Genomic DNA, 18,341 nt, shown 5'->3' with positions numbered 1-18,341 from the left:
CCCGGTGCTCCCGTTCAGCGGCGTGCTGGCCCTCGCGCTGGAGCAGGACTGGCAGGAGCGGCAGCTCTTCTTCCCGAGCTTCAGCGGCGCCGCGACGAGCACGCAGCCCTATTGCAGCTATGTCGAGGCGCGCGAGGGCCTGCAGCTCGCGCTGCGTCATCACGAGGGGCTGGAGCTGGCGGTGCTGTCCGGCGCGCGCAAGTCGCTGCCCCATCTCGGGGCGCTGGGCCTGGGCATGATGAGCCACGCCACGGTCGGCGAGGCGCTGACCTTCGGCATGCGCTACCAGCTGGTCGCCGGCTCGATGCTGCAGTTCCGCACGGAGGCCGACGGCGACGAGGCCTCGATGACCGCCCACCTGCTGTTCGACGACCCCGAGCTGGCCCCCTTCCTCGCCATCGACCACATGGCCACGGCGCTGAACAGCCTGCGCCAGATCCTGGCGCCGCTGCCGGTCTCGCGCCTGCTCAAGCGGGTGGAACTGGCCTTCGAGGCACCGGCGCTGGCCAGCAGCCTGGCGGCCCTGTTCGAGACGACGGTGGTCTTCGGCGCCGATCGCAGCCGCCTGGTGTTCGACGCGCGCGCCCTCTCCCTGCGGCTGATGTTCCACAACGCGGTCAGCGCGGAAGTGGCCCGCGAGGCCTGCGAGCGCGAGCTGGCGGCGCGCTGGGCGGAGCGCGAAAGCACGGGCGCCTCGCTGCGCCAGCGCCTGTTCGGCGCCGATGGGCGCCTGCTGCCGCTGCCGGCGGTGGCCTCCAGCATGGGGCTGAGCCTGCGTTCGCTGCATCGCGCGCTCGCGCGAGAGGGCATCCGCTACTCGGACCTGTACGAACAGTTGGGGCGCCAGCGCGCCGAGAAGCTGCTGCTGGCCGGCGCCTCCACCAGCACCATCGCCGAGACGCTGCAGTTCAGCGATCAGCGCAGCTTCGTGCGGGCCTTCGAGCGCTGGACCGGGATGAGCCCGGCGGCATGGCGGCGCCAGAATGCGGCGCCGCAGGCAGTGGCGGTGATCGAACGAGGCTGATCAGGCCGACAGCGACGCGTCCGGCTTGGATTCGCTGCTCGTCTTGTAGGCTTCGGCCTTTTCTGCCGAAGACGGGTAGTGGCGGAAATCGTAGACCTGCTGCTCGAACACGGTGACCTTGCCGTCCTTGTTGCCGTCGGCGGCCTGGAAAGTCCAGTCGGGCTTGGCCGCCGCGACCTGCTGCTCGACACCGGCAGGAGAAGGCGCGGCGGCCTGCTGGGCACCCTCCTGGGAGATCGTGATCACGACGGCCGCGGCTTCGCCGCCGGTCTCGGTCGAACGGACGGCGGGCGTAGCTTCCTCGGCGGATTGGCGCGCGGCGGCCGTGCTGGACGCGGCAGCGCTGGTACTGGATACGGCAGGAATCATGGCAAACCTCCGCAAGGATTCCGTTGATCAGGTCCCCTTCCTGACGGCGTCAACGGCTCGGGCGCACAACGCACCCGGCTGGTCATGAGCCTGATATCGACGCCCTAGCACCAGACTTTAGGCCTCGATGCGTAGAAAACCGCTGGAATAACGGCTTACTTCGACGCATTGAGCCCGCCGGGGCGCAAAAAAGCCCGATACGAAGCAGTTTCGTATCGGGCTTGATGTCTTGGTAGGCGCGATTGGATTCGAACCAACGACCCCCACCATGTCAAGGTGGTGCTCTAACCAACTGAGCTACGCGCCTGGGGTCTTGTTCAGCAAGGATGGCCAGAGAAGCCTGGTTCTAGATTCTTCTCTAGAAGCTTCATCTGGTAGGCGCGATTGGATTCGAACCAACGACCCCCACCATGTCAAGGTGGTGCTCTAACCAACTGAGCTACGCGCCTGCTGAAGCTAGCAGTATATGCCAGATTTTGGTGAGCTGGCAAATTCTCCCCATGAGGGCTTCATTTACTTGCGCCGCGCCGACTTCACGCCGCTCACCTGCGCGACGCTGCGCAGCACCTGCGCCAGACGAGCCGAGTCGGCCACCTCGACGGTCAGCTGGGTCAGCGTGGAATCGCCGTTAGGCCCGCGGCCGCGCGCCGCCTGCGTGTTGACCGCGCTGACATGGAACTTCTCCTTGGCCAGCACTTCCAGCACGTCGCGCAGCAAGCCCGGCCGGTTGCTGGACTCGATCACCACGTCCACCGGATAGACAGCGCCACCGCCGCTGCCGCCCCAGGCCACCGCGATCACCCGCTCCGGCGTGCGCTGCGCCATCTGGCGGAAGTTGGTGCAGGCGCTGCGATGAATGGCCACGCCCTTGCCGCGCGTGACATAGCCGCCGATCTCGTCGGGCGGTGCCGGGCGGCAGCAGTGCGACAGGCTCGTCAGCAGCGAATCGACGCCCACCACCAGCACGCCACCCTTGGGCGCGCCGGCAGCGGGGCTGGAACTGCGGCGCTTCTGCACCAGCCATTCGTCTTCGTCCGGCTCGGGCTCGGGCGGGCGCAGCAGCAGCTCGATATTGCGCAGCGAGAACTCGTCCTTGCCGACCACCTCGAACAGCGCATCCGCCCCCTTGAAGCCCAGCCGCGCGGCCAGGTCCTCGAGCTTGATGGCCGTGCGCCCCTCGCGCTGCAGCAGCTTCTCGACCAGCTCGCGGCCCTTGGCCACCGTCTGAGCCAGTTGCAGGCTGTTGAACCAGGCGCGCACCTTGGCGCGCGAGCGCTGGCTCTGCAGGTAGCCGAGCTCGGCATTGAGCCAGTCCAGCGAGGGCCCGCCCTCCTTGGCCGCGACGACCTCCACCGTCTGCCCGCTGGCCAGCCGGGTGTTCAGCGGCACCATGTGGCCGTCGACCTTGGCGCCGCGGCAGCGGTGGCCGAGATCGGTGTGGACCGCATAGGCGAAGTCGATCGGCGTGGCGCCGGCCGTCAGCTCCACGATGGTGGCTTGCGGCGTGAAGACGTAGATGCGGTCGTCGTAGATCGCCTGCTCGGGCGACTCTCCACCCTCGCTGAAATCCCGCTCCCAGGCCAGCAGCTGGCGCAGCACCGCCTTGCGTGCCTGCGCCACCTGGTCGTCGCTGGCGACCACGCCGCCATAGCCGCGCACGCCCGCCTCCTTGTAGGCCCAGTGCGCGGCCACGCCGTGCTCGGCATGCTCGTGCATCTCGCGGGTGCGGATCTGGACTTCCATCGGCCGGCCATCGGCGCCCAGCACCACCGTATGCAGCGACTGGTAGCCGTTGGGCTTGGGGCGGGCGATGTAGTCGTCGAACTCGTCGGGCACCGGCTGGTGGCGCTCGTGCAGGAAGCTGAGCGCGGCATAGCAGGCCGTCACGTCGGCCACGATGACGCGGAAGGCCCGCAGGTCGAACACCCGCTCCAGGCTCAGCGCCTTGCCCTGCATCTTCTTGTAGATGCTGTAGAGATGCTTGGGCCGCCCCTGCACCTGTGCGTCGATGCCATGGGCCTGCAGCTCGGCCTGCAGCGCGGCGCGGGCCGCTTCGACGCGCTGCTCGCGCTCGGCCCGCTTCTCGTCGAGCGCGCGGGCGATCTGCTTGTAGGCTTCAGGCTGCAGGAAGCGGAAGGCCAGGTCCTCCAGCTCCCACTTGATCTGCCAGATGCCCAACCGGTTGGCCAGCGGCGCGAAGACCTGCTGCGACTCCGCCGCCACCGCCTGCGGACAGGCCGTCTTGCTGGCGGCGAACCAGCGCAGCGTCTGCAGCCGCGAGGCCAGGCGCAGCAGCACCACACGCAGGTCGCGCGAGAAGGCCAGCAGCATCTTGCGCACCCGCTCGGTCTGCTGGGCGCGCTGCTCCTGGCCCACATGCTGGGCCTCGCGCGCGGCACGCTGGATCTGCACCAGGCGGCGCGTGTGCGTGACCAGGCTGGCGTAGCTCTCGCCGAAGGCCTTGGCGACGATCTCCTCGGGCTTGTTCAGGTAGTCGCCGGCGTAGACCAGGTAGCTGGCGGCCTGCATCGCCGGCGCGGCACCGATGCCGGCGAGGATCGCGGCCACGCCGTCGGCATGGGCCAGCGCGTCCTCGCCGGTTTCCAGCGGCTGGCCGGCCAGCAGCGGTTCGGCAAAGGCGCGGGCACGCTGGACCGGGGAAACCGGATCGTCATCCCTGACATCCATCAGGACGACGATGGGTGCGGCCTGTTCGGAGGCCGCGTCGTTCAATCGGGTCTGCGTCTTCATGAACCGCCGAGAAACTCCCGCACCACGTCGATCTGGTCCGCATGCACCAGCGTCGGCGCATGGCCGATGCCGGCGAATTCATGCAGCCGCGCGCGCGGGCCGCGCTGCGTCATCTGCTCGGCCGTCTCGCGGCTCAGCAGGTCGGACTGGGCGCCGCGCAGCAGCAGCGTCGGGCAGGCGATCGCGTCGTAGGCCTTCCACAGCGCGGCCTCGCCGGCGGCGGCCATCTCGGCCGTCACCGCCTTGAACGGCAGGGCCATCGACGGGTCGTAGTGCAGGCGGAACTTGCCGTCTCCATTCGGTCGGAACATCGGCGCCGACAGCGCCGCCCACTCCTCTTTCGTGTGCGGGCCGAAGCTGCTGGAGATGGACCACAGGTAGTCGGCGCCCTGCTCCACCGAATCGAAGGAGATCGGCTGGCCCAGGTAGGTGCCGATGCGCTGGATCGCCTCGAAGCGGATCGCCGGGCCGACATCGTTAAGCACCAGCCGGCGGATCGGGCTGTGCGGCAGCGAGGCCACGCCCATGCCGATCAGGCCGCCCATCGAGGTACCGACCCAGTCGACCTGCTCGACATCCAGCCGCGCCAGCAGCGTGACCATGTCGGCCACGTAGGCCGGCACCTGGTAGCCGGCCGGGTTGGCCAGCCAGTCGGAGTGGCCGCGGCCGGCCACGTCCGGGGCGATCACGCGGTACCGCTCGGACAAGGCGTTAGCGAGCGCCGTGAAGTCGCGCCCCTGGCGGCTCAGGCCGTGGACGCAGACCACCGTCGGCGCATCCGTCGCCGGCCCGGTCCATTCCCAGTAGGCCAGCTGATGCAGGCCCGCCGGACCCAGGCATTGCACGCGCTTCAAGCTCGGTTCAGCGGCCATCTCTTGATCCCTTTGCATAATCGTTCGATCGATCGTACCAACCGCGAAAGGGCTTCCATGTTGAAAGGTAAAACCGCAGTCGTCACCGGCTCCACCAGCGGCATCGGGCTGGGCATTGCGCTGGCCCTGGCGCGGCAGGGCATGAACATCGTGCTCAACGGCTTCGGCGAGGTGCCGCGGGCGCAGATCGAGGCCCTCGGTGTGCGGGCCGGCTACCACGGCGCGGACATGAGCAGGCCCGCGGAGATCGAGGCGATGATGGCCTATGCGGACGCCGAATTCGGAGGCTGCGACGTGCTGGTGAACAACGCGGGCATCCAGCACGTAGCGGCGGTGGAGGAGTTTCCGACCGAGCGATGGGACGCGATCATCGCGATCAACCTCACGTCAGCCTTCCACACGACCCGCCTGGCCCTGCCCGGCATGAAGCAGCGCGGCTGGGGCCGCATCATCAACCTGGCCTCGGTGCACGGCCTGGTGGCCTCGGCGCAGAAGTCGGCCTATGTCGCGGCCAAGCACGGCCTGGTGGGCTTCACCAAGGCGGTGGCACTGGAGACGGCCACCACGCCGGTGACGGTCAACGCCATCTGCCCCGGCTGGGTGCTGACGCCGCTGGTGCAGAAGCAGGTGGATGCGCGAGCCGCGGCCGAGAACGTCTCGAACGACGAGGCCAAGCGCCGCCTGCTGGCCGAGAAACAGCCCTCGCTGCAGTTCACGACGCCGGAGCAGCTAGGCGAACTTACCGTCTTCCTCTGCTCCGACGCCGCCTCCAACGTCCGCGGCCAGGCCTGGAGCCTGGACGGCGGCTGGACAGCTCAGTGATTCAGCCCAGTTCCTTCTGCGAACTGATCACCTTCGACACGATCCCATAACTGATCGCCTCATCGGCACTCATCCAGAAGTCGCGCTCCATGTCGGCGGTGACCGTGTCCAGCGGCTTGCCGGTCTGCTTGGCGATGACCTTGGCGATGCGCTCGCGGGTGCGCAGGATCTCGCGGGCCATGATGGCGATGTCGGTGGCCTGGCCGCCGGCGCCGCCCGCGGGCTGGTGGATCATGAAGCGGGTGTTGGGCAGGCACAGGCGGCGCTCCTTCGGCGGCGCCAGGAAGATGTGGGCGCCGGCGCTGGCCACCCAGCCGGTGCCCAGCGTCGTGACCGGGGCGCGCACGAAATTGATCATGTCGTGGATCGCGTCGCCCGATTCGACGTGGCCGCCGGGCGAGGAGATCAGCATCGTGATCGGCGCGTCGGAATCGGCGGCCAGCGCCAGCAGGCGGCGGCACACGGCCTGGGCCAGCGTGTCGTTGATCTCGCCGAACACCATGACGAAGCGGGACTTGAAGGCCAGCTGGTCTTCCAGCCTTTCGACGGGTGCTGCAGCGGGCTTGTCGTTTGCCTCGTCCTTGCCGAGATGGAATTGCATCGTGGGTCTCCTTTGCGTGAACGGGCGGATTGTTGCTCAAGCCCGAAGCAGCCTCCTTCGTGACGAGGTTGTTACGACGATGTAACGCCAGGGCTTTGTGCCTGGAATTCCCGGAAAACGCCTTCACAATCGTGTCTGTTACAAATTCAGGACTGGCTATGACTAGCAGCAACACGACCAGCTCGACACGACCGAACCGCATCCTTGTCGTCGACGACGACGCCCGCATCCGCGACCTCCTGCGTCGCTACCTGACGCAGGAAGGGTTCGACGTGCTGCTGGCCGAGGACGGCAAGTCGCTGAACCGGCAGCTGACCCGCGAGACGGTGGACCTGATCGTGCTGGACCTGATGCTCCCGGGCGAGGACGGCCTCACCATCTGCCGCCGCCTGCGCGCCGCCAGCGACAACACGCCGATCATCATGCTGACCGCCAAGGTCGAGGAAGTGGACCGCATCGTCGGCCTGGAAGTCGGCGCCGACGACTACCTCAGCAAGCCCTTCAACCCCCGCGAGCTGCTGGCCCGGATCAACGCGGTGCTGCGCCGCCGCCCGGCGCTGGAAGCTCCGGGCGCCCCGGCCAAGGAGCCGATGACGGTCAATTTCGGTCCCTTCGAGTTCGACCTGGCGCTGCGCCGCCTGGCCAAGAACGGGGAGCAACTGCCGCTGACCACCGGCGAGTTCTCGATGCTGAAGGCACTGGTGCGCCACCCGCGCCAGCCGCTGTCGCGCGACAAGCTGGCCCAGCTGGCGCGCGGCCGCGAGTTCGAGCCCTTCGACCGCAGCCTGGACGTGCAGATCTCCCGCCTGCGCAAGCTGCTGGAAGCCGACCCGGCCCAGCCGCGCTACATCCAGACCGTCTGGGGTGTCGGTTATGTCTTCGTCCCCGATGAAGTAGCCACAGCCTGACGGGCGCGGCTGACGTGTCCCGGCCGCACCTGGCCCTCAACCTCTTCTGGCGTACCTTCGCGCTGCTGGCGGTGCTGCTGGCGGGCACGGTGTTCGCCTGGCAGCAGACCTTCAAGGCGCTGGAGGCGGAGCCGCGCGCGCTCGAATCGGCGCAGCAGCTCGCCGGCCTGGTCAACCTGAGCCGCGCGGCGCTGGCCAATACCGATGCGATCAACCGCGTGGCGGTGATCAGCTCGCTGGGCGGCAGCCAGACGGTGCAGGTGCGGGTGGCCGAAACGAGCGACCGCTGGCTGCCCTACGACACCAACCCCTTCGCCAAGCGCCTGGCCGCCGAGCTGGGCGACCGCCTGGGGCCCGGCACCGTGGTGGCCCGCGGCGTCAACGGCGAGGTGGGCCTGTTCGTGCGCTTCACCGTCGAACACGACGCCTACTGGCTGCAGACCAGCGCGGCGCCGCTGCAGATCAGCTGGGCCGGCAACTGGTGGTGGATCCTGATCGCCCTGACCACCACCGCAATCGGCTCGGCGTGGATCGCACGCCTCATCAATAACCCGTTACGTGAGCTGAGCATCGCCGCCGGCCGCATCCGCGACGGCGAGTACGACTCGCGCCTGGACGAGCGCACCCGCACCAGCGAGATCCGCGAGGTCAACATGGGCTTCAACCGCATGGCCCGCGAGCTGGCCAAGATGGAAGAGGACCGCACGGTGATGCTGGCCGGCATCTCGCACGACCTGCGCACGCCGCTGGCGCGCCTGCGGCTGGAGGTGGAGATGAGCGTGCAGGACGAGCAGGCCCGCCAGTTCATGGCCCAGGACATCGACCAGCTCGACGGCATCATCAACAAGTTCATGGACTACGCGCGGCCCAGCGACATGCAGCTCGAGCCGGTGCCGCTGGCCGAGCTGGTCGAGCGCGAGGCCCAGGGCTTCCGCGACCCGCAGCAGATCCGCATCCTTTCCGAGGTGCCGCTGGACCTGAAGGTCTGGGCGGACGAGACCGAGCTGGGCCGGGTGCTGCTGAACGTATTCGAGAACGCGCGCCGCTATGCGCGCCATTCGGACGAGGAGCCGGCGCGGGTGGACGTGAGCGTGGCGCACAGCGGCCCCTGGGTGCAGCTGCGCCTGCGCGACCACGGCCCCGGCGTACCGCCGGACAAGCTGGTGCGGCTGACCACGCCCTTCTTCCGCGGCGACGCCGCCCGGACCGCCGCCAATGGCGCAGGCCTGGGGCTGGCGATCGTCGAGAAATCGGTCCAGCGCCTGGGTGGCCAGCTGGACATCGCCAATGCGGAAGGCGGCGGCCTGCTGACCGTGATCAGGCTGCAGCGGGCAAGCTGACGAGCAGGCATACCGCCCGCGCCTCGATCGCCCTGCCCTCGCCCACCGGGCCCATCTTCTCGGCCGTCTTGGCCTTCACGTTGACCTGGCCGACGTCGACGCCCAGCACCTCGGCCAGCCGCGTGCGCATCGCCACGATGTGCGGCGCCATCTTGGGTGCCTGGGCGACGATGGTGGTGTCGATATTGCCGATCTGCCAGCCGGCCTCGCGCACCTTGCGATAGGCCTCGGCCAGCAGCACCATCGAATCGGCGCCCTTGAACTCGGCCGCCGTGTCGGGGAAGAGCTTGCCGATATCTCCGAGCGCCGCGGCGCCCAGCAGCGCGTCGGTGATCGCATGGGCCAGCGCGTCGGCATCGGAATGGCCCAGCAGGCCGTGGGTGTGCGGGATCGTGATGCCGCCCAGGACCAGCGGCCGGCCGGTGACGAGCTGGTGGGTGTCCCAGCCCTCGCCGATGCGGAAGGGAAAAGAAGTCATGTACGGCTCCGGAGCAGGCGCTCCGCCAGGGAGAAATCGGAGGGCCAGGTCACCTTCAGGTTCTCCAGCGCAGCCTCGACCAGCAGCGGCTGGTGGCCCAGCGCCTCGATGGCGCTGGCCTCGTCGGTGACCTCGTCGCCGGCCTGCGCCAGCGCGTCCTGCAGCATGCCGAGGCGGAACATCTGCGGCGTCTGCGCGGCCCATTTGCCGCTGCGGTCCACGGTGCCGACGGCGCGGCCATGGCCGGCCTGCTTCAGCGTGTCGGCCACCGGCAGGGCCAGCAGGCCGCCCACCGCATCGTCGCGGCAGGCGGCGATCAGCTTCTCGATCCAGCGCGGCTGCACCAGGCAGCGCGCCGCGTCGTGCACCAGCACCCAGTCGTGCGGCTGGGCGCCGTGGGCCTGCAGCTCACGTAATCCGTTAGCCACGCTGACCGCGCGCGTCTCGCCGCCGCAGCGCGCGATCCAGGCGCGGGCGCCGCGGAACTCGGGCACCGCGTTCTCGAACTGCGTGTCGTGCGGCGCCAGCACCACCAGCGTGGCCACCAGCGGATCGACCCGGCTCAGCGCTGCCAGCGTGTGCAGGATCATCGGCCGGCCGGCGATCGGCACGTACTGCTTGGGTCGATCGGCGCCGGATCGCGCGCCGATGCCGGCGGCGGGAACCAGGGCGAAGCAGCGCGGCTGCAGGCCGGGGATGGGTGAACTCATGGCCCGAAGTCTACAATGCATCGCAAATGCATCACAGGAGAGCTTGCGATGAAGACAGCCACGATTCCCGCCGTCCGCGTCGAGCCGGAGTTCCGCGATCAGCTGGAGAGCATGCTGAGCGAGGGCGAAACACTCTCGGCCTTTGTCGAGAAGGCGCTGCGTGAAACGGTGCAGCGGCGGCAGACGCAGGCGGAGTTCGTCAAGCGCGGCATGGAATCGCTGGCACGCTACAAGGCCGGGGAAGAACGCGGCTACACCATCGATGAAGTTGTAGAGGGGCTGCGCGAGAAGCTGGAGGCTGCACGTCGCAGCCGCAAGGCATGAACTATCGTGTCACCGTCCTCGCTTCGGCCAGGACGGACCTGGATCGTCTCTATGAATACCTGCTGTCGCGCGAACTGGAGCGCGACGGCGACCTGGACTACCCGGAACAGGTCATTGCCGACATCCTGGCCAGCCTGACCTTGCTGGAGAAATTCCCCTTCACCTGCCGCAAGGTCGAGGGAAGCACCTTCCTGCGGGAGCTGGTGATCCCGATCGGGCACAGCGGCTACCTGGCGCTGTTCGAGATCGCGACCGCAGACCACGTCCTCGTCTCCGCCATCCGCCACCAACGCGAAGATGACTATCACTGAACTCCGCCAGCGCCTGCGCGCGCTCGGCGCCCTGAGCATCCACGAAGGCCGCATCCTGCGCCAATGGGCGCAAGGCCGGCCGCTGGTCGACGGCTCGCGTCGCTGGCACGACGACTTCTTCCCGCTCCAACTGCGCGAGGCGCTGCCTTCGCTAACGGCGGAATTGAGCGCACTGGCGACCCTCAAGTCCGAGCACCCCGGCGCCGACGGCTCCGCGCGTCTGCTGGTGGAACTCAGCGACGGCCAGGCCGTCGAGAGTGTGCTGCTGCCGCGCGAGGGCCTGTGCGTGTCCTCGCAGGTCGGCTGCGCGGTCGGCTGCCAGTTCTGCATGACCGGGCGCGAGGGCCTGATCCGGCAGGTCACCAGCGCCGAGATCGTCGCCCAGGTCGCGCTGGCCCGCACGCTGCGGCCGGTGAAGAAGGTCGTGTTCATGGGCATGGGCGAGCCGGCCCACAACCTCGAGCATGTGCTGGAAGCGATCGAGTTGCTGGGCACCCAGGGCAATATCGGCCACAAGAGCCTGGTGTTCTCCACCGTCGGCGACCCGCGCGTGTTCGAGCGGCTGCCGCTGGGGCCGGTGAAGCCGGCGCTGGCGCTCTCGCTGCACACCACCAAGCGCGAGCTGCGCGAGCGGCTGCTGCCCCGCGCGCCACGCATCAGCCCGGACGAACTCGTCGAGCAGGGCGAGATCTATGCCCGCGCCACCGGCTATCCGATCCAGTACCAGTGGACGCTGCTGGACGGCATCAACGACGGCGAGGACGAGATGGACGGCATCGTGCGCCTGCTCAAGGGCAAGTACGCGCTGCTGAACATGATCCCGTACAACACCATCCCCGACCTGGACTTCAGGCGCCCCAGCTGGGACAAGGCCCGCGCCATCGCCCGCGCGCTGCACCAGCGCGGCGTGCTGACCAAGCTGCGGGATTCGGCGGGGCAGGACGTGGACGGTGGCTGTGGCCAGCTGCGGGCGCGCGCCGAGAAGCCGATCCGGATCGTTCAGCGCAGGCCGGTCGCCGACTGAACCAGCGTGCCGTTGGCGGCCCGCCAGTCGTAGTCCATCTGCCGCGCGGTGCGCCGCGCGAGTTCCGGCGTGGCGAGTTCCGCCACCAGGTGCAGGCTCAGGTCGATGCCCGCTGAAATGCCGGCCGAGGTGAACAAGCGGCAGACGCCGCCGTGATGCACCGCCGGCTTGGCCTCCACCCAGCGCTGGTTCGCCAGCACCCGCACCAGCGAGCCGGACTCGTGCGAGACGCGGCGCAGGTCGTCCACGTCCTCCCAGTGGGTGATCGCCTCGCGCTCGTTCAAGAGGCCCGCCTTCTCCAGCAGGAAGGCGCCGGTGCAGACGGAGGCCAGTACCTTGACGTTGAGGCTCTGGCGCATGATCCAGTCCAGCACCTTGGGCCGCTCCAGCTCCGCCGCGATGACGCCGCCCGGGATGATGGCCACGTCCAGCGGCGGATGCTCATCCAGCGTGTACGGCGCCAGTACCGCCAGCCCGGCCCGCGCGCGCACCGCCTGCGCGGCGGCCGAGATCAGCACCACCTCGAAGGGCGGATTGCCGCCATCGCGCTGGATCAGCCGCGCCGCCGTCGAGAAGACCTCGAAAGGCCCGGCGAAGTCGAGCACCTCGACCTCGTCGAACACATAGATGCCCACCTGCATTGCCATGACTCCGTCTCCTGTCAAACGGAGCATGCCATGCCTCCCTACAATCAGCGCCATGCCCCGTCCCCGGGGCTGCACTTATTTGTGGACCCGATGCAGTTGCCCGTCATTCAACCCGGCAAGAAGTTCTCCCAGCCCAAACCCCCAGGTTCAGCGGATGCCCTGCTGCTGGCGCGCTACGCGCTGCAGAACCTGCAGGCCGGCCGGATCACCGCCATCGTCACCGCCGAACCGGGCGACACGCAGCGGCTCGAGGACGAACTGAAGTTCTTCGCGCCGCAGCTGCGCGTGGCCGTCTTCCCCGACTGGGAGACCCTGCCCTACGACACCTTCTCGCCCCACCAGGACCTGATCTCCGAGCGCCTGGCCACGCTGTGGAGCCTGCTGCAGAGCCGCGGCAAGCCGGCCGAGCAGCGCGAGATCGACGTGGTGCTGATGCCGGCCACCACCGCGCTGGTGCGCCTGGCGCCGCCTTCGTTCCTGGCCGCCACGACCTTCAACTTCAAGAACAAGCAGCGCCTGGACGAAGCGAGCCTGAAGGCGCAGCTGACGCTGGGCGGCTACAGCCATGTGAGCCAGGTGGTGTCACCGGGCGAATACGCGGTGCGCGGCGGCCTGATCGACCTGTTCCCGATGGGCTCGCTGGTGCCCTATCGCGTGGACCTGTTCGGCGACGAGGTCGACTCGATCCGCACCTTCGACCCCGACAGCCAGCGCAGCCTCTATCCGGTGCCGCAGGTGCGCCTGCTGCCGGGCCGCGAGTTCCCGATGGACGAGGCCTCGCGCAAGGCTTTTCGCTCGCGCTGGCGCGAGAAGATGGAGGGCGACCCGACCCGCTCGCGCATCTACAAGGACATCGATAGCGGCATCGCCACCGGCGGCATCGAGTACTTCCTGCCGGTCTTCTTCGAGGAGACGGCAACGATCTTCGAGTTCCTCGGCGAGGGCGCGGCGCTGGCCCTGCACGGCGAGGTGGACGAGGCGCTGAAGCGCTTCTGGACGGACACCCGCGAGCGCCATCGCTTCCTGCAGCACGACCCGGAGCGGCCGATCCTGCCGCCCGAGGACATCTTCCTGAAGGGCGAGGACTTCTTCGCGCTGACGCACCCGCATCCGGTGCTGGTGGTGCGCGGCAGCGAGGCGGTGGACTATGCGCGGCCGCTGCCGGACGTGAGCGTCGAGCGCGGCGCCCAGGAGCCGCTGGCCCGTCTGGCCGCCCACCTGAAGAGCACGCCGCACCGGGTGCTGATCGTGGCGGAAAGCGAAGGCCGGCGCGAGAGCCTGCTCGAACTGCTGCGCGACAACAAGATCGATCCGCCCTCGGTCAGCGACCTGGCCGAATTCCAGGCGGGCGACGAGAAGTTCGCCATCACCGCCGCGCCGCTGGCCGCCGGCTTCTTCTGGCGCGAGCCCGAGGCGGGCCGCGAGATCCAGCTCTTCACCGAGACCGAGCTGTTCGCCACGACACCGACGACCCGCCGGCGCCGCAAGCAGGAACAGGTCAGCGACGTCAATGCGCTGATCAAGGACCTGTCGGAGCTGAAGGTCGGCGATCCGGTGGTGCACGTGAACCACGGCATCGGCCGCTACCAGGGCCTCTTGAACATCGACCTGGGCGACGGCCCGAGCGAGTTCCTGCACCTCGAGTACGCGGACAAGGCGACGCTGTACGTCCCGGTCGCCCAGCTGCACCTGATCAGCCGCTACACCGGCGTCTCGCCGGACGAGGCGCCGCTGCACAAGCTCGGCTCCGGCCAGTGGGAGAAGGCCAAGCGCAAGGCCGCCGAGCAGGTGCGCGACACCGCCGCCGAGCTGCTGAATCTCTATGCACGAAGAGCCGCCCGCGAGGGCCATGCCTTCCGCTATTCGGGCCACGACTACGAGGCCTTCGCCGCCAGCTTCGGCTTCGAGGAGACGCCGGACCAGCGCGCCGCGATCCACGCGGTGATCCAGGACATGATCTCGCCCAAGCCGATGGACCGCCTGGTCTGCGGGGACGTGGGCTTCGGCAAGACGGAAGTCGCGCTGCGCGCCGCCTTCGTCGCGGTGATGGGCGGCAAGCAGGTCGCCCTGCTGGCGCCCACCACGCTGCTGGCCGAGCAGCACTACCAGAACATCGCTGACCGCTTCGGCAAGTGGCCGGTGCGGGTGGCCGAGATGAGCCGCTTCCGCTCAGCCAAGGAGATCAAGGCCGCGATGCAGGGCCTGGAAGACGGCACGATCGACATCGTCATCGGCACGCACAAGCTGCTGTCCGGCGACGTCAAGTTCGCTCGCCTGGGCCTGCTGGTGATCGACGAGGAGCACCGCTTCGGCGTGCGCCACAAGGAGGCGATGAAGGCGATGCGCGCCGAGGTGGACGTGCTGACGCTGACCGCCACGCCGATCCCGCGCACGCTGGGCATGGCGCTGGAGGGTCTGCGTGATCTCAGCGTTATTGCAACTGCACCGCAACGGCGCCTTGCCATCAAGACCTTTGTCAGAAGCGAGAGCAGCGGCACGATCCGCGAGGCGGCGCTGCGCGAGCTGAAGCGCGGCGGCCAGGTCTACTTCCTGCACAACGAGGTCGAGACGATCGAGAACCGCCGCCAGAAGCTCGCCGAGCTGCTGCCCGAGGCGCGCATCGTCATCGCCCACGGGCAGATGCCCGAGCGCGAGCTGGAGCGGGTGATGCGCGAGTTCGTGCAGGGCCGCCACAACGTGCTGCTGTGCTCGACCATCATCGAGACCGGCATCGACGTGCCTTCGGCCAACACCATCATCATCAGCCGCGCCGACAAGTTCGGCCTGGCCCAGCTGCACCAGCTGCGCGGCCGGGTCGGCCGCTCGCACCACCAGGCCTATGCCTACCTGATGGTGCCCGACGTGCAGGGCCTCACCAAGCAGGCCCAGCAGCGGCTCGAAGCCATCCAGGCGATGGAGGAACTGGGCAGCGGCTTCTACCTGGCGATGCACGACCTCGAGATCCGCGGCGCCGGCGAGGTGCTGGGCGAGCACCAAAGCGGCAACATGATGGAGGTGGGCTTCCAGCTCTACAACGACATGCTCTCGGAGGCCGTGCGCTCGCTGAAGGCCGGCAAGGAGCCCGACCTGCTCTCCCCGCTGGGCGCCACCACCGAGATCAACCTGCACGCCCCCGCCCTGCTGCCCGATGCCTACTGCGGCGACGTCCACACCCGGCTGAGCCTGTACAAGCGCCTGGCCTCGGCCGAGAAGAGCGAGCAGATCGACGCGATGCTGGAAGAGGTCACCGACCGCTTCGGCAAGCTGCCCGCGCAGGGCCAGACCCTGTTCGACACCCATCGCCTGCGCGTGCTGGCCAAGCCCTATGGCGTGGCCAAGGTCGACGCCGGCCCGACGGTGATGAACATCAACTTCCGCCCCAACCCGCCGATCGATGCGATGCGCGTGATCGAGCTGGTGCAGAAGAACCGCAACATCAAGCTGGTCGGCAACGACAAGCTGCGGGTCGAGAAGGCGCTGAAGGACCCGAAGGACCGCGCCCAGGCGATCCGCGAAGTGCTGCGCCTGCTCGGCCAACCCGTCAAACAAGACTGATCGAACCGATGAACCCGCTCGTCACGCAACACCTGACCCCGCCGCTGCGCCTGGCCGATTTCAAGCTGGCCGCCTTCGACATGGACTCCACGCTGATCAATATCGAGTGCATCGACGAGATCGCCGCGGCGGCCGGCAAGAAGGAAGCAGTCGCCGCCATCACCGAGGCCGCGATGCGCGGCGAGATCACCGACTTCAAGGACAGCCTGCGCCGCCGTCTCGCACTGCTGAAGGGGGTGCCGGTCGCGGCGCTCGAGGAGGTGCTGGCCGACAAGCTGCGCTTCAACCCCGGCGCCCGCGAGCTCTGCGCCGCGTTGAAGGCGGCCGGCCTGACCCTGGTGCTGGTCTCCGGCGGCTTCACCTTCTTCACCCGCTACGTGGCCGCCGAACTGGGCATGGACCATGTGCGCAGCAACGAGCTGGAGATCGCCGACGGCGCGCTCACCGGCGGCCTCGTCATGCAGCCCTGGGGCGAGATCTGCGACGGCGAGGAGAAGCGCCGCATGCTGCTGCAATGCGCCGCCGAGGTCGGTGCGCTGCCCGCACAATGCATCGCCGTCGGCGATGGCGCCAACGACCTGCCGATGATGGGCGCCGCCGGCCTCTCGGTGGCCTTCCACGCCAAGCCCCGCGTGCGCGAGCAGGCGATGGTGGCGATCAACGAAGGCGGGCTGGACCGGCTGCTGGAAATCTTCACGGCCTGAACGACGGAGCAGACGTCACCCGGCCCTGCGATGCAGAATGCCGGCATGCCTGCCGCCACCGTTGCCGCCGCGCCGACCACCGACGAAGCGCGCGCCATCACCGCCCTTCAGCGCGAAGTGCTGGAAGCCGTGGCGCTGGACATGGCCCTGCCCGAAACAATGCGGCTGCTGTGCCAGCGGGTCGAGGCCCTGGCGCCCGGGGTGATCTGCACGGTACTGAGCGTCGATGCCGAGGGCCTGGTGCATCCGCTGGCGGCGCCCAGCATGCCTGACGGCTTCAGCCATGCGATCGACGGCCAGCCGATCGGCCCGCGCGCCGGCTCCTGCGGCACCGCCGCCTGGCGGCGCCAGCCGGTGCAGGTCAGCGACATCGAGGCCGACCCGCTGTGGGACGACTACCGCGAGCTGGCCCGCGGCTTCGGCCTGGCGGCCTGCTGGTCCAACCCGATCTTCATGGCCGACGGCAGCGTGGGCGCCACCTTCGCGCTGTACTACCGCGAGAAGCGCCCGGTGGCCGACATCCACCGCCACATGGTCGAGGCCTGCGTGCACCTGTGCATGGTGGCGCTGCGCCACGACAAGCACCAGCGCCAGATCGAACGCCTGGCCTATTACGACAGCCTCACCGGCCTGGCCAACCGCAGCCTGTTCAACGACCGCGCCCACCAGGCGCTGCAGATGGCGATCCGGCTGGGCATGCCCGGCGCCCTGCTGCTGCTGGACATCGACCGCTTCAAGACCATCAACGACACCCTCGGTCACGCCGCCGGCGACACCGTGCTGAAGGTCGCCGCCGAGCGCCTGGGCCGCCAGCTGCGCGAGGTGGACACGCTGGCCCGGCTGGGCGGCGACGAGTTCGTGCTGATGCTGCCCGGCTGCGCCGCGGCCGACGCGATGGCCATCGCCGCCAAGCTGCACGCGGCCCTCGCCGAGCCCCTGCTGCTCGACCCGCACGAGCTGCATGTGACGGCCAGCATCGGCATCGCCCGCTTCCCCGACGACGGCCGCGTGCTGGACGTGGTGCTGAAGAACGCCGACATCGCGATGTATGCCGCCAAGCAGGCCGGCCGCCACTGCACCCGTTATTTCCTGCCGACGATGAACCAGGCGCTGGACGAGCGCATGCGCATCGAGAGCCTGCTGCGCCAGGCGCTGGAAGCCGGCCGCCTGCAACTGCATTACCAGCCCAAGCTGGCACTGGAGGACGGGCCGCGCCGCCTGCTGGGCGTCGAGGCGCTGCTGCGCTGGAACGACCCCGAGCTCGGCGAGGTCGGCCCCAACCGCTTCATCCCGGTGGCCGAGGAATGCGGGCTGATCGGTGCCATCGACGCCTGGGTGCTGGACACCGCCTGCGCCCAGCTGGCGCAGTGGCGCAAGCGCGGCCTGGCGGTGCCCAATGTGGCTGTCAACGCCTCGGCGCCGCGCTTCGGGCAGGACGACATCGCCGGCCAACTCGCCCAGCTGTGCCGCCGCCATGGCCTGCAGCCGCAAGACCTGACGCTGGAGATCACCGAGAGCCTGATGCTCGAACCCTCGCGCCGCGCCGACCAGCAGCTGCAGGCGCTCGATGCGATGGGCGTGCGGCTGTCGGTGGACGACTTCGGCACCGGCTATTCCAGCCTCGCCTACCTGAAGCGGCTGCCGGTGTGCGAGCTGAAGCTGGATCGCAGCTTCGTGCGCGAGCTGGAGACCGATGCCGACGACCGCGCGCTGGCCGCCGCCGTCATCGCGATCGGTCAGGCGCTGGGCCTGTCCACCGTCGCCGAGGGCGTGGAGACCGAGGGCCAGCGCCGCTTCCTGCTGGAGGCCGGCTGCACCGCCGCCCAGGGCTACGGCCTGGCCCGGCCGATGGATGCCGCCGCCTTCGAGCGCTGGCTGCTCAACGAGCCCGCGAGCGGCGC

The 18,341-nt window shown here is 69.0% G+C and carries 17 protein-coding genes and 2 tRNA genes; 10 read left to right on the top strand and 9 right to left on the bottom strand.

Annotated features, from left to right (window positions below):
• Positions 1 to 4: 4 nt before the first annotated feature.
• Entirely contained in the window at positions 5 to 1,024 is a 1,020-nt protein-coding gene (locus B0W88_RS07590) for an AraC family transcriptional regulator ligand-binding domain-containing protein (RefSeq protein ID WP_077034056.1), read from the top strand.
• Here the strand turns inward: B0W88_RS07590 and B0W88_RS07585 are convergent, their stop codons facing one another.
• The 5 genes from B0W88_RS07585 to B0W88_RS07565 all read right to left on the bottom strand — a co-directional run bounded on the left by B0W88_RS07585 (position 1,025) and on the right by B0W88_RS07565 (position 5,016).
• Positions 1,025 to 1,393 (bottom strand): hypothetical protein, encoded by a 369-nt coding sequence (locus tag B0W88_RS07585; RefSeq protein WP_077034055.1) that lies wholly within the window; start codon positions 1,391 to 1,393, stop codon positions 1,025 to 1,027.
• Between the two features lie 230 nt (positions 1,394 to 1,623).
• Positions 1,624 to 1,700 (bottom strand) — tRNA-Val (locus B0W88_RS07580).
• 65 nt (positions 1,701 to 1,765) lie between these two features.
• Positions 1,766 to 1,842: transfer RNA gene (locus B0W88_RS07575), tRNA-Val, on the bottom strand.
• Between the two features lie 64 nt (positions 1,843 to 1,906).
• Positions 1,907 to 4,144: a bifunctional (p)ppGpp synthetase/guanosine-3',5'-bis(diphosphate) 3'-pyrophosphohydrolase gene (locus B0W88_RS07570; RefSeq protein ID WP_077034054.1), complete on the bottom strand. Its 2,238-nt coding sequence runs from the start codon at positions 4,142 to 4,144 to the stop codon at positions 1,907 to 1,909.
• Positions 4,141 to 5,016: an alpha/beta fold hydrolase gene (locus B0W88_RS07565; protein ID WP_077034053.1), complete on the bottom strand. Its 876-nt coding sequence runs from the start codon at positions 5,014 to 5,016 to the stop codon at positions 4,141 to 4,143. Before B0W88_RS07565 ends, B0W88_RS07570 begins: the two co-directional genes overlap by 4 nt.
• A 57-nt stretch (positions 5,017 to 5,073) precedes the next feature.
• On the opposite strand from B0W88_RS07565, the gene B0W88_RS07560 reads away from it, so the two are divergent.
• Positions 5,074 to 5,838, top strand: a complete 765-nt coding sequence (locus B0W88_RS07560) for a 3-hydroxybutyrate dehydrogenase (RefSeq protein ID WP_077034052.1) — start codon at positions 5,074 to 5,076, stop codon at positions 5,836 to 5,838.
• A 1-nt stretch (position 5,839) separates the two neighbouring features.
• Here B0W88_RS07560 and B0W88_RS07555 read toward each other — a convergent pair whose 3' ends face one another.
• Positions 5,840 to 6,439: an ATP-dependent Clp protease proteolytic subunit gene (locus B0W88_RS07555; RefSeq protein WP_077034051.1), complete on the bottom strand. Its 600-nt coding sequence runs from the start codon at positions 6,437 to 6,439 to the stop codon at positions 5,840 to 5,842.
• A 158-nt stretch (positions 6,440 to 6,597) separates the two neighbouring features.
• Between B0W88_RS07555 and ompR the strand changes: the two genes are divergently transcribed.
• On the top strand, positions 6,598 to 7,347 hold the full coding sequence (ompR, locus tag B0W88_RS07550; protein WP_077034050.1) for a two-component system response regulator OmpR: 750 nt from the start codon (positions 6,598 to 6,600) through the stop codon (positions 7,345 to 7,347).
• A 14-nt stretch (positions 7,348 to 7,361) separates the two neighbouring features.
• Positions 7,362 to 8,687 carry an ATP-binding protein gene (locus B0W88_RS07545; RefSeq protein ID WP_077034049.1) on the top strand — a complete coding sequence of 442 codons (1,326 nt, stop codon included), beginning with the start codon at positions 7,362 to 7,364 and terminating at the stop codon, positions 8,685 to 8,687.
• Here B0W88_RS07545 and ispF read toward each other — a convergent pair.
• Both ispF and ispD read right to left on the bottom strand, forming a co-directional pair.
• A complete protein-coding gene (gene ispF / locus B0W88_RS07540; protein WP_077034048.1) occupies positions 8,665 to 9,165 on the bottom strand; it encodes a 2-C-methyl-D-erythritol 2,4-cyclodiphosphate synthase in 501 nt (166 codons plus the stop codon). The two genes, B0W88_RS07545 and ispF, sit on opposite strands and share 23 nt — an antisense overlap.
• Positions 9,162 to 9,875 carry a 2-C-methyl-D-erythritol 4-phosphate cytidylyltransferase gene (gene ispD / locus B0W88_RS07535; RefSeq protein ID WP_077034047.1) on the bottom strand — a complete coding sequence of 238 codons (714 nt, stop codon included), beginning with the start codon at positions 9,873 to 9,875 and terminating at the stop codon, positions 9,162 to 9,164. The genes ispF and ispD overlap by 4 nt, the downstream gene beginning before the upstream one ends.
• Positions 9,876 to 9,923: 48 nt before the next feature.
• On the opposite strand from ispD, the gene B0W88_RS07530 reads away from it, so the two are divergent.
• From B0W88_RS07530 to B0W88_RS07520, 3 genes are read left to right on the top strand one after another with little or no spacing between them, the layout of a single operon-like run.
• Positions 9,924 to 10,199, top strand: coding sequence for a YlcI/YnfO family protein (locus B0W88_RS07530; RefSeq protein ID WP_077034046.1), 276 nt, complete (start codon positions 9,924 to 9,926; stop codon positions 10,197 to 10,199).
• Complete coding sequence (locus tag B0W88_RS07525; RefSeq protein WP_077034045.1) at positions 10,196 to 10,510, top strand: type II toxin-antitoxin system RelE/ParE family toxin; 315 nt, start codon at positions 10,196 to 10,198, stop codon at positions 10,508 to 10,510. The genes B0W88_RS07530 and B0W88_RS07525 overlap by 4 nt, the downstream gene beginning before the upstream one ends.
• On the top strand, positions 10,497 to 11,534 hold the full coding sequence (locus B0W88_RS07520; RefSeq protein ID WP_077034044.1) for an RNA methyltransferase: 1,038 nt from the start codon (positions 10,497 to 10,499) through the stop codon (positions 11,532 to 11,534). Before B0W88_RS07525 ends, B0W88_RS07520 begins: the two co-directional genes overlap by 14 nt.
• On the opposite strand, the gene B0W88_RS07515 is transcribed toward B0W88_RS07520, so the two are convergent.
• Positions 11,510 to 12,181, bottom strand: coding sequence for a DJ-1/PfpI family protein (locus B0W88_RS07515; protein WP_144006660.1), 672 nt, complete (start codon positions 12,179 to 12,181; stop codon positions 11,510 to 11,512). The genes B0W88_RS07520 and B0W88_RS07515 overlap by 25 nt on opposite strands.
• 90 nt (positions 12,182 to 12,271) lie before the next feature.
• Here B0W88_RS07515 and mfd point away from each other — a divergent pair, with 90 nt between their 5' ends.
• From mfd to B0W88_RS07500, 3 genes are all read left to right on the top strand, one after another.
• Positions 12,272 to 15,736, top strand: a complete 3,465-nt coding sequence (mfd, locus tag B0W88_RS07510) for a transcription-repair coupling factor (RefSeq protein ID WP_077034069.1) — start codon at positions 12,272 to 12,274, stop codon at positions 15,734 to 15,736.
• Between the two features lie 8 nt (positions 15,737 to 15,744).
• Positions 15,745 to 16,440 carry a phosphoserine phosphatase SerB gene (gene serB, locus B0W88_RS07505; RefSeq protein WP_077034042.1) on the top strand — a complete coding sequence of 232 codons (696 nt, stop codon included), beginning with the start codon at positions 15,745 to 15,747 and terminating at the stop codon, positions 16,438 to 16,440.
• Positions 16,441 to 16,485: 45 nt separating this feature from the next.
• A partial coding sequence (locus B0W88_RS07500; RefSeq protein WP_158080821.1) for a bifunctional diguanylate cyclase/phosphodiesterase occupies positions 16,486 to 18,341 on the top strand: 1,856 nt, incomplete at its 3' end.

The organism is Pelomonas sp. KK5, assembly GCF_001984095.1.
GTDB lineage: Bacteria > Pseudomonadota > Gammaproteobacteria > Burkholderiales > Burkholderiaceae_C > KK5.
This window is presented reverse-complemented; position numbering and strand designations above follow the sequence as displayed.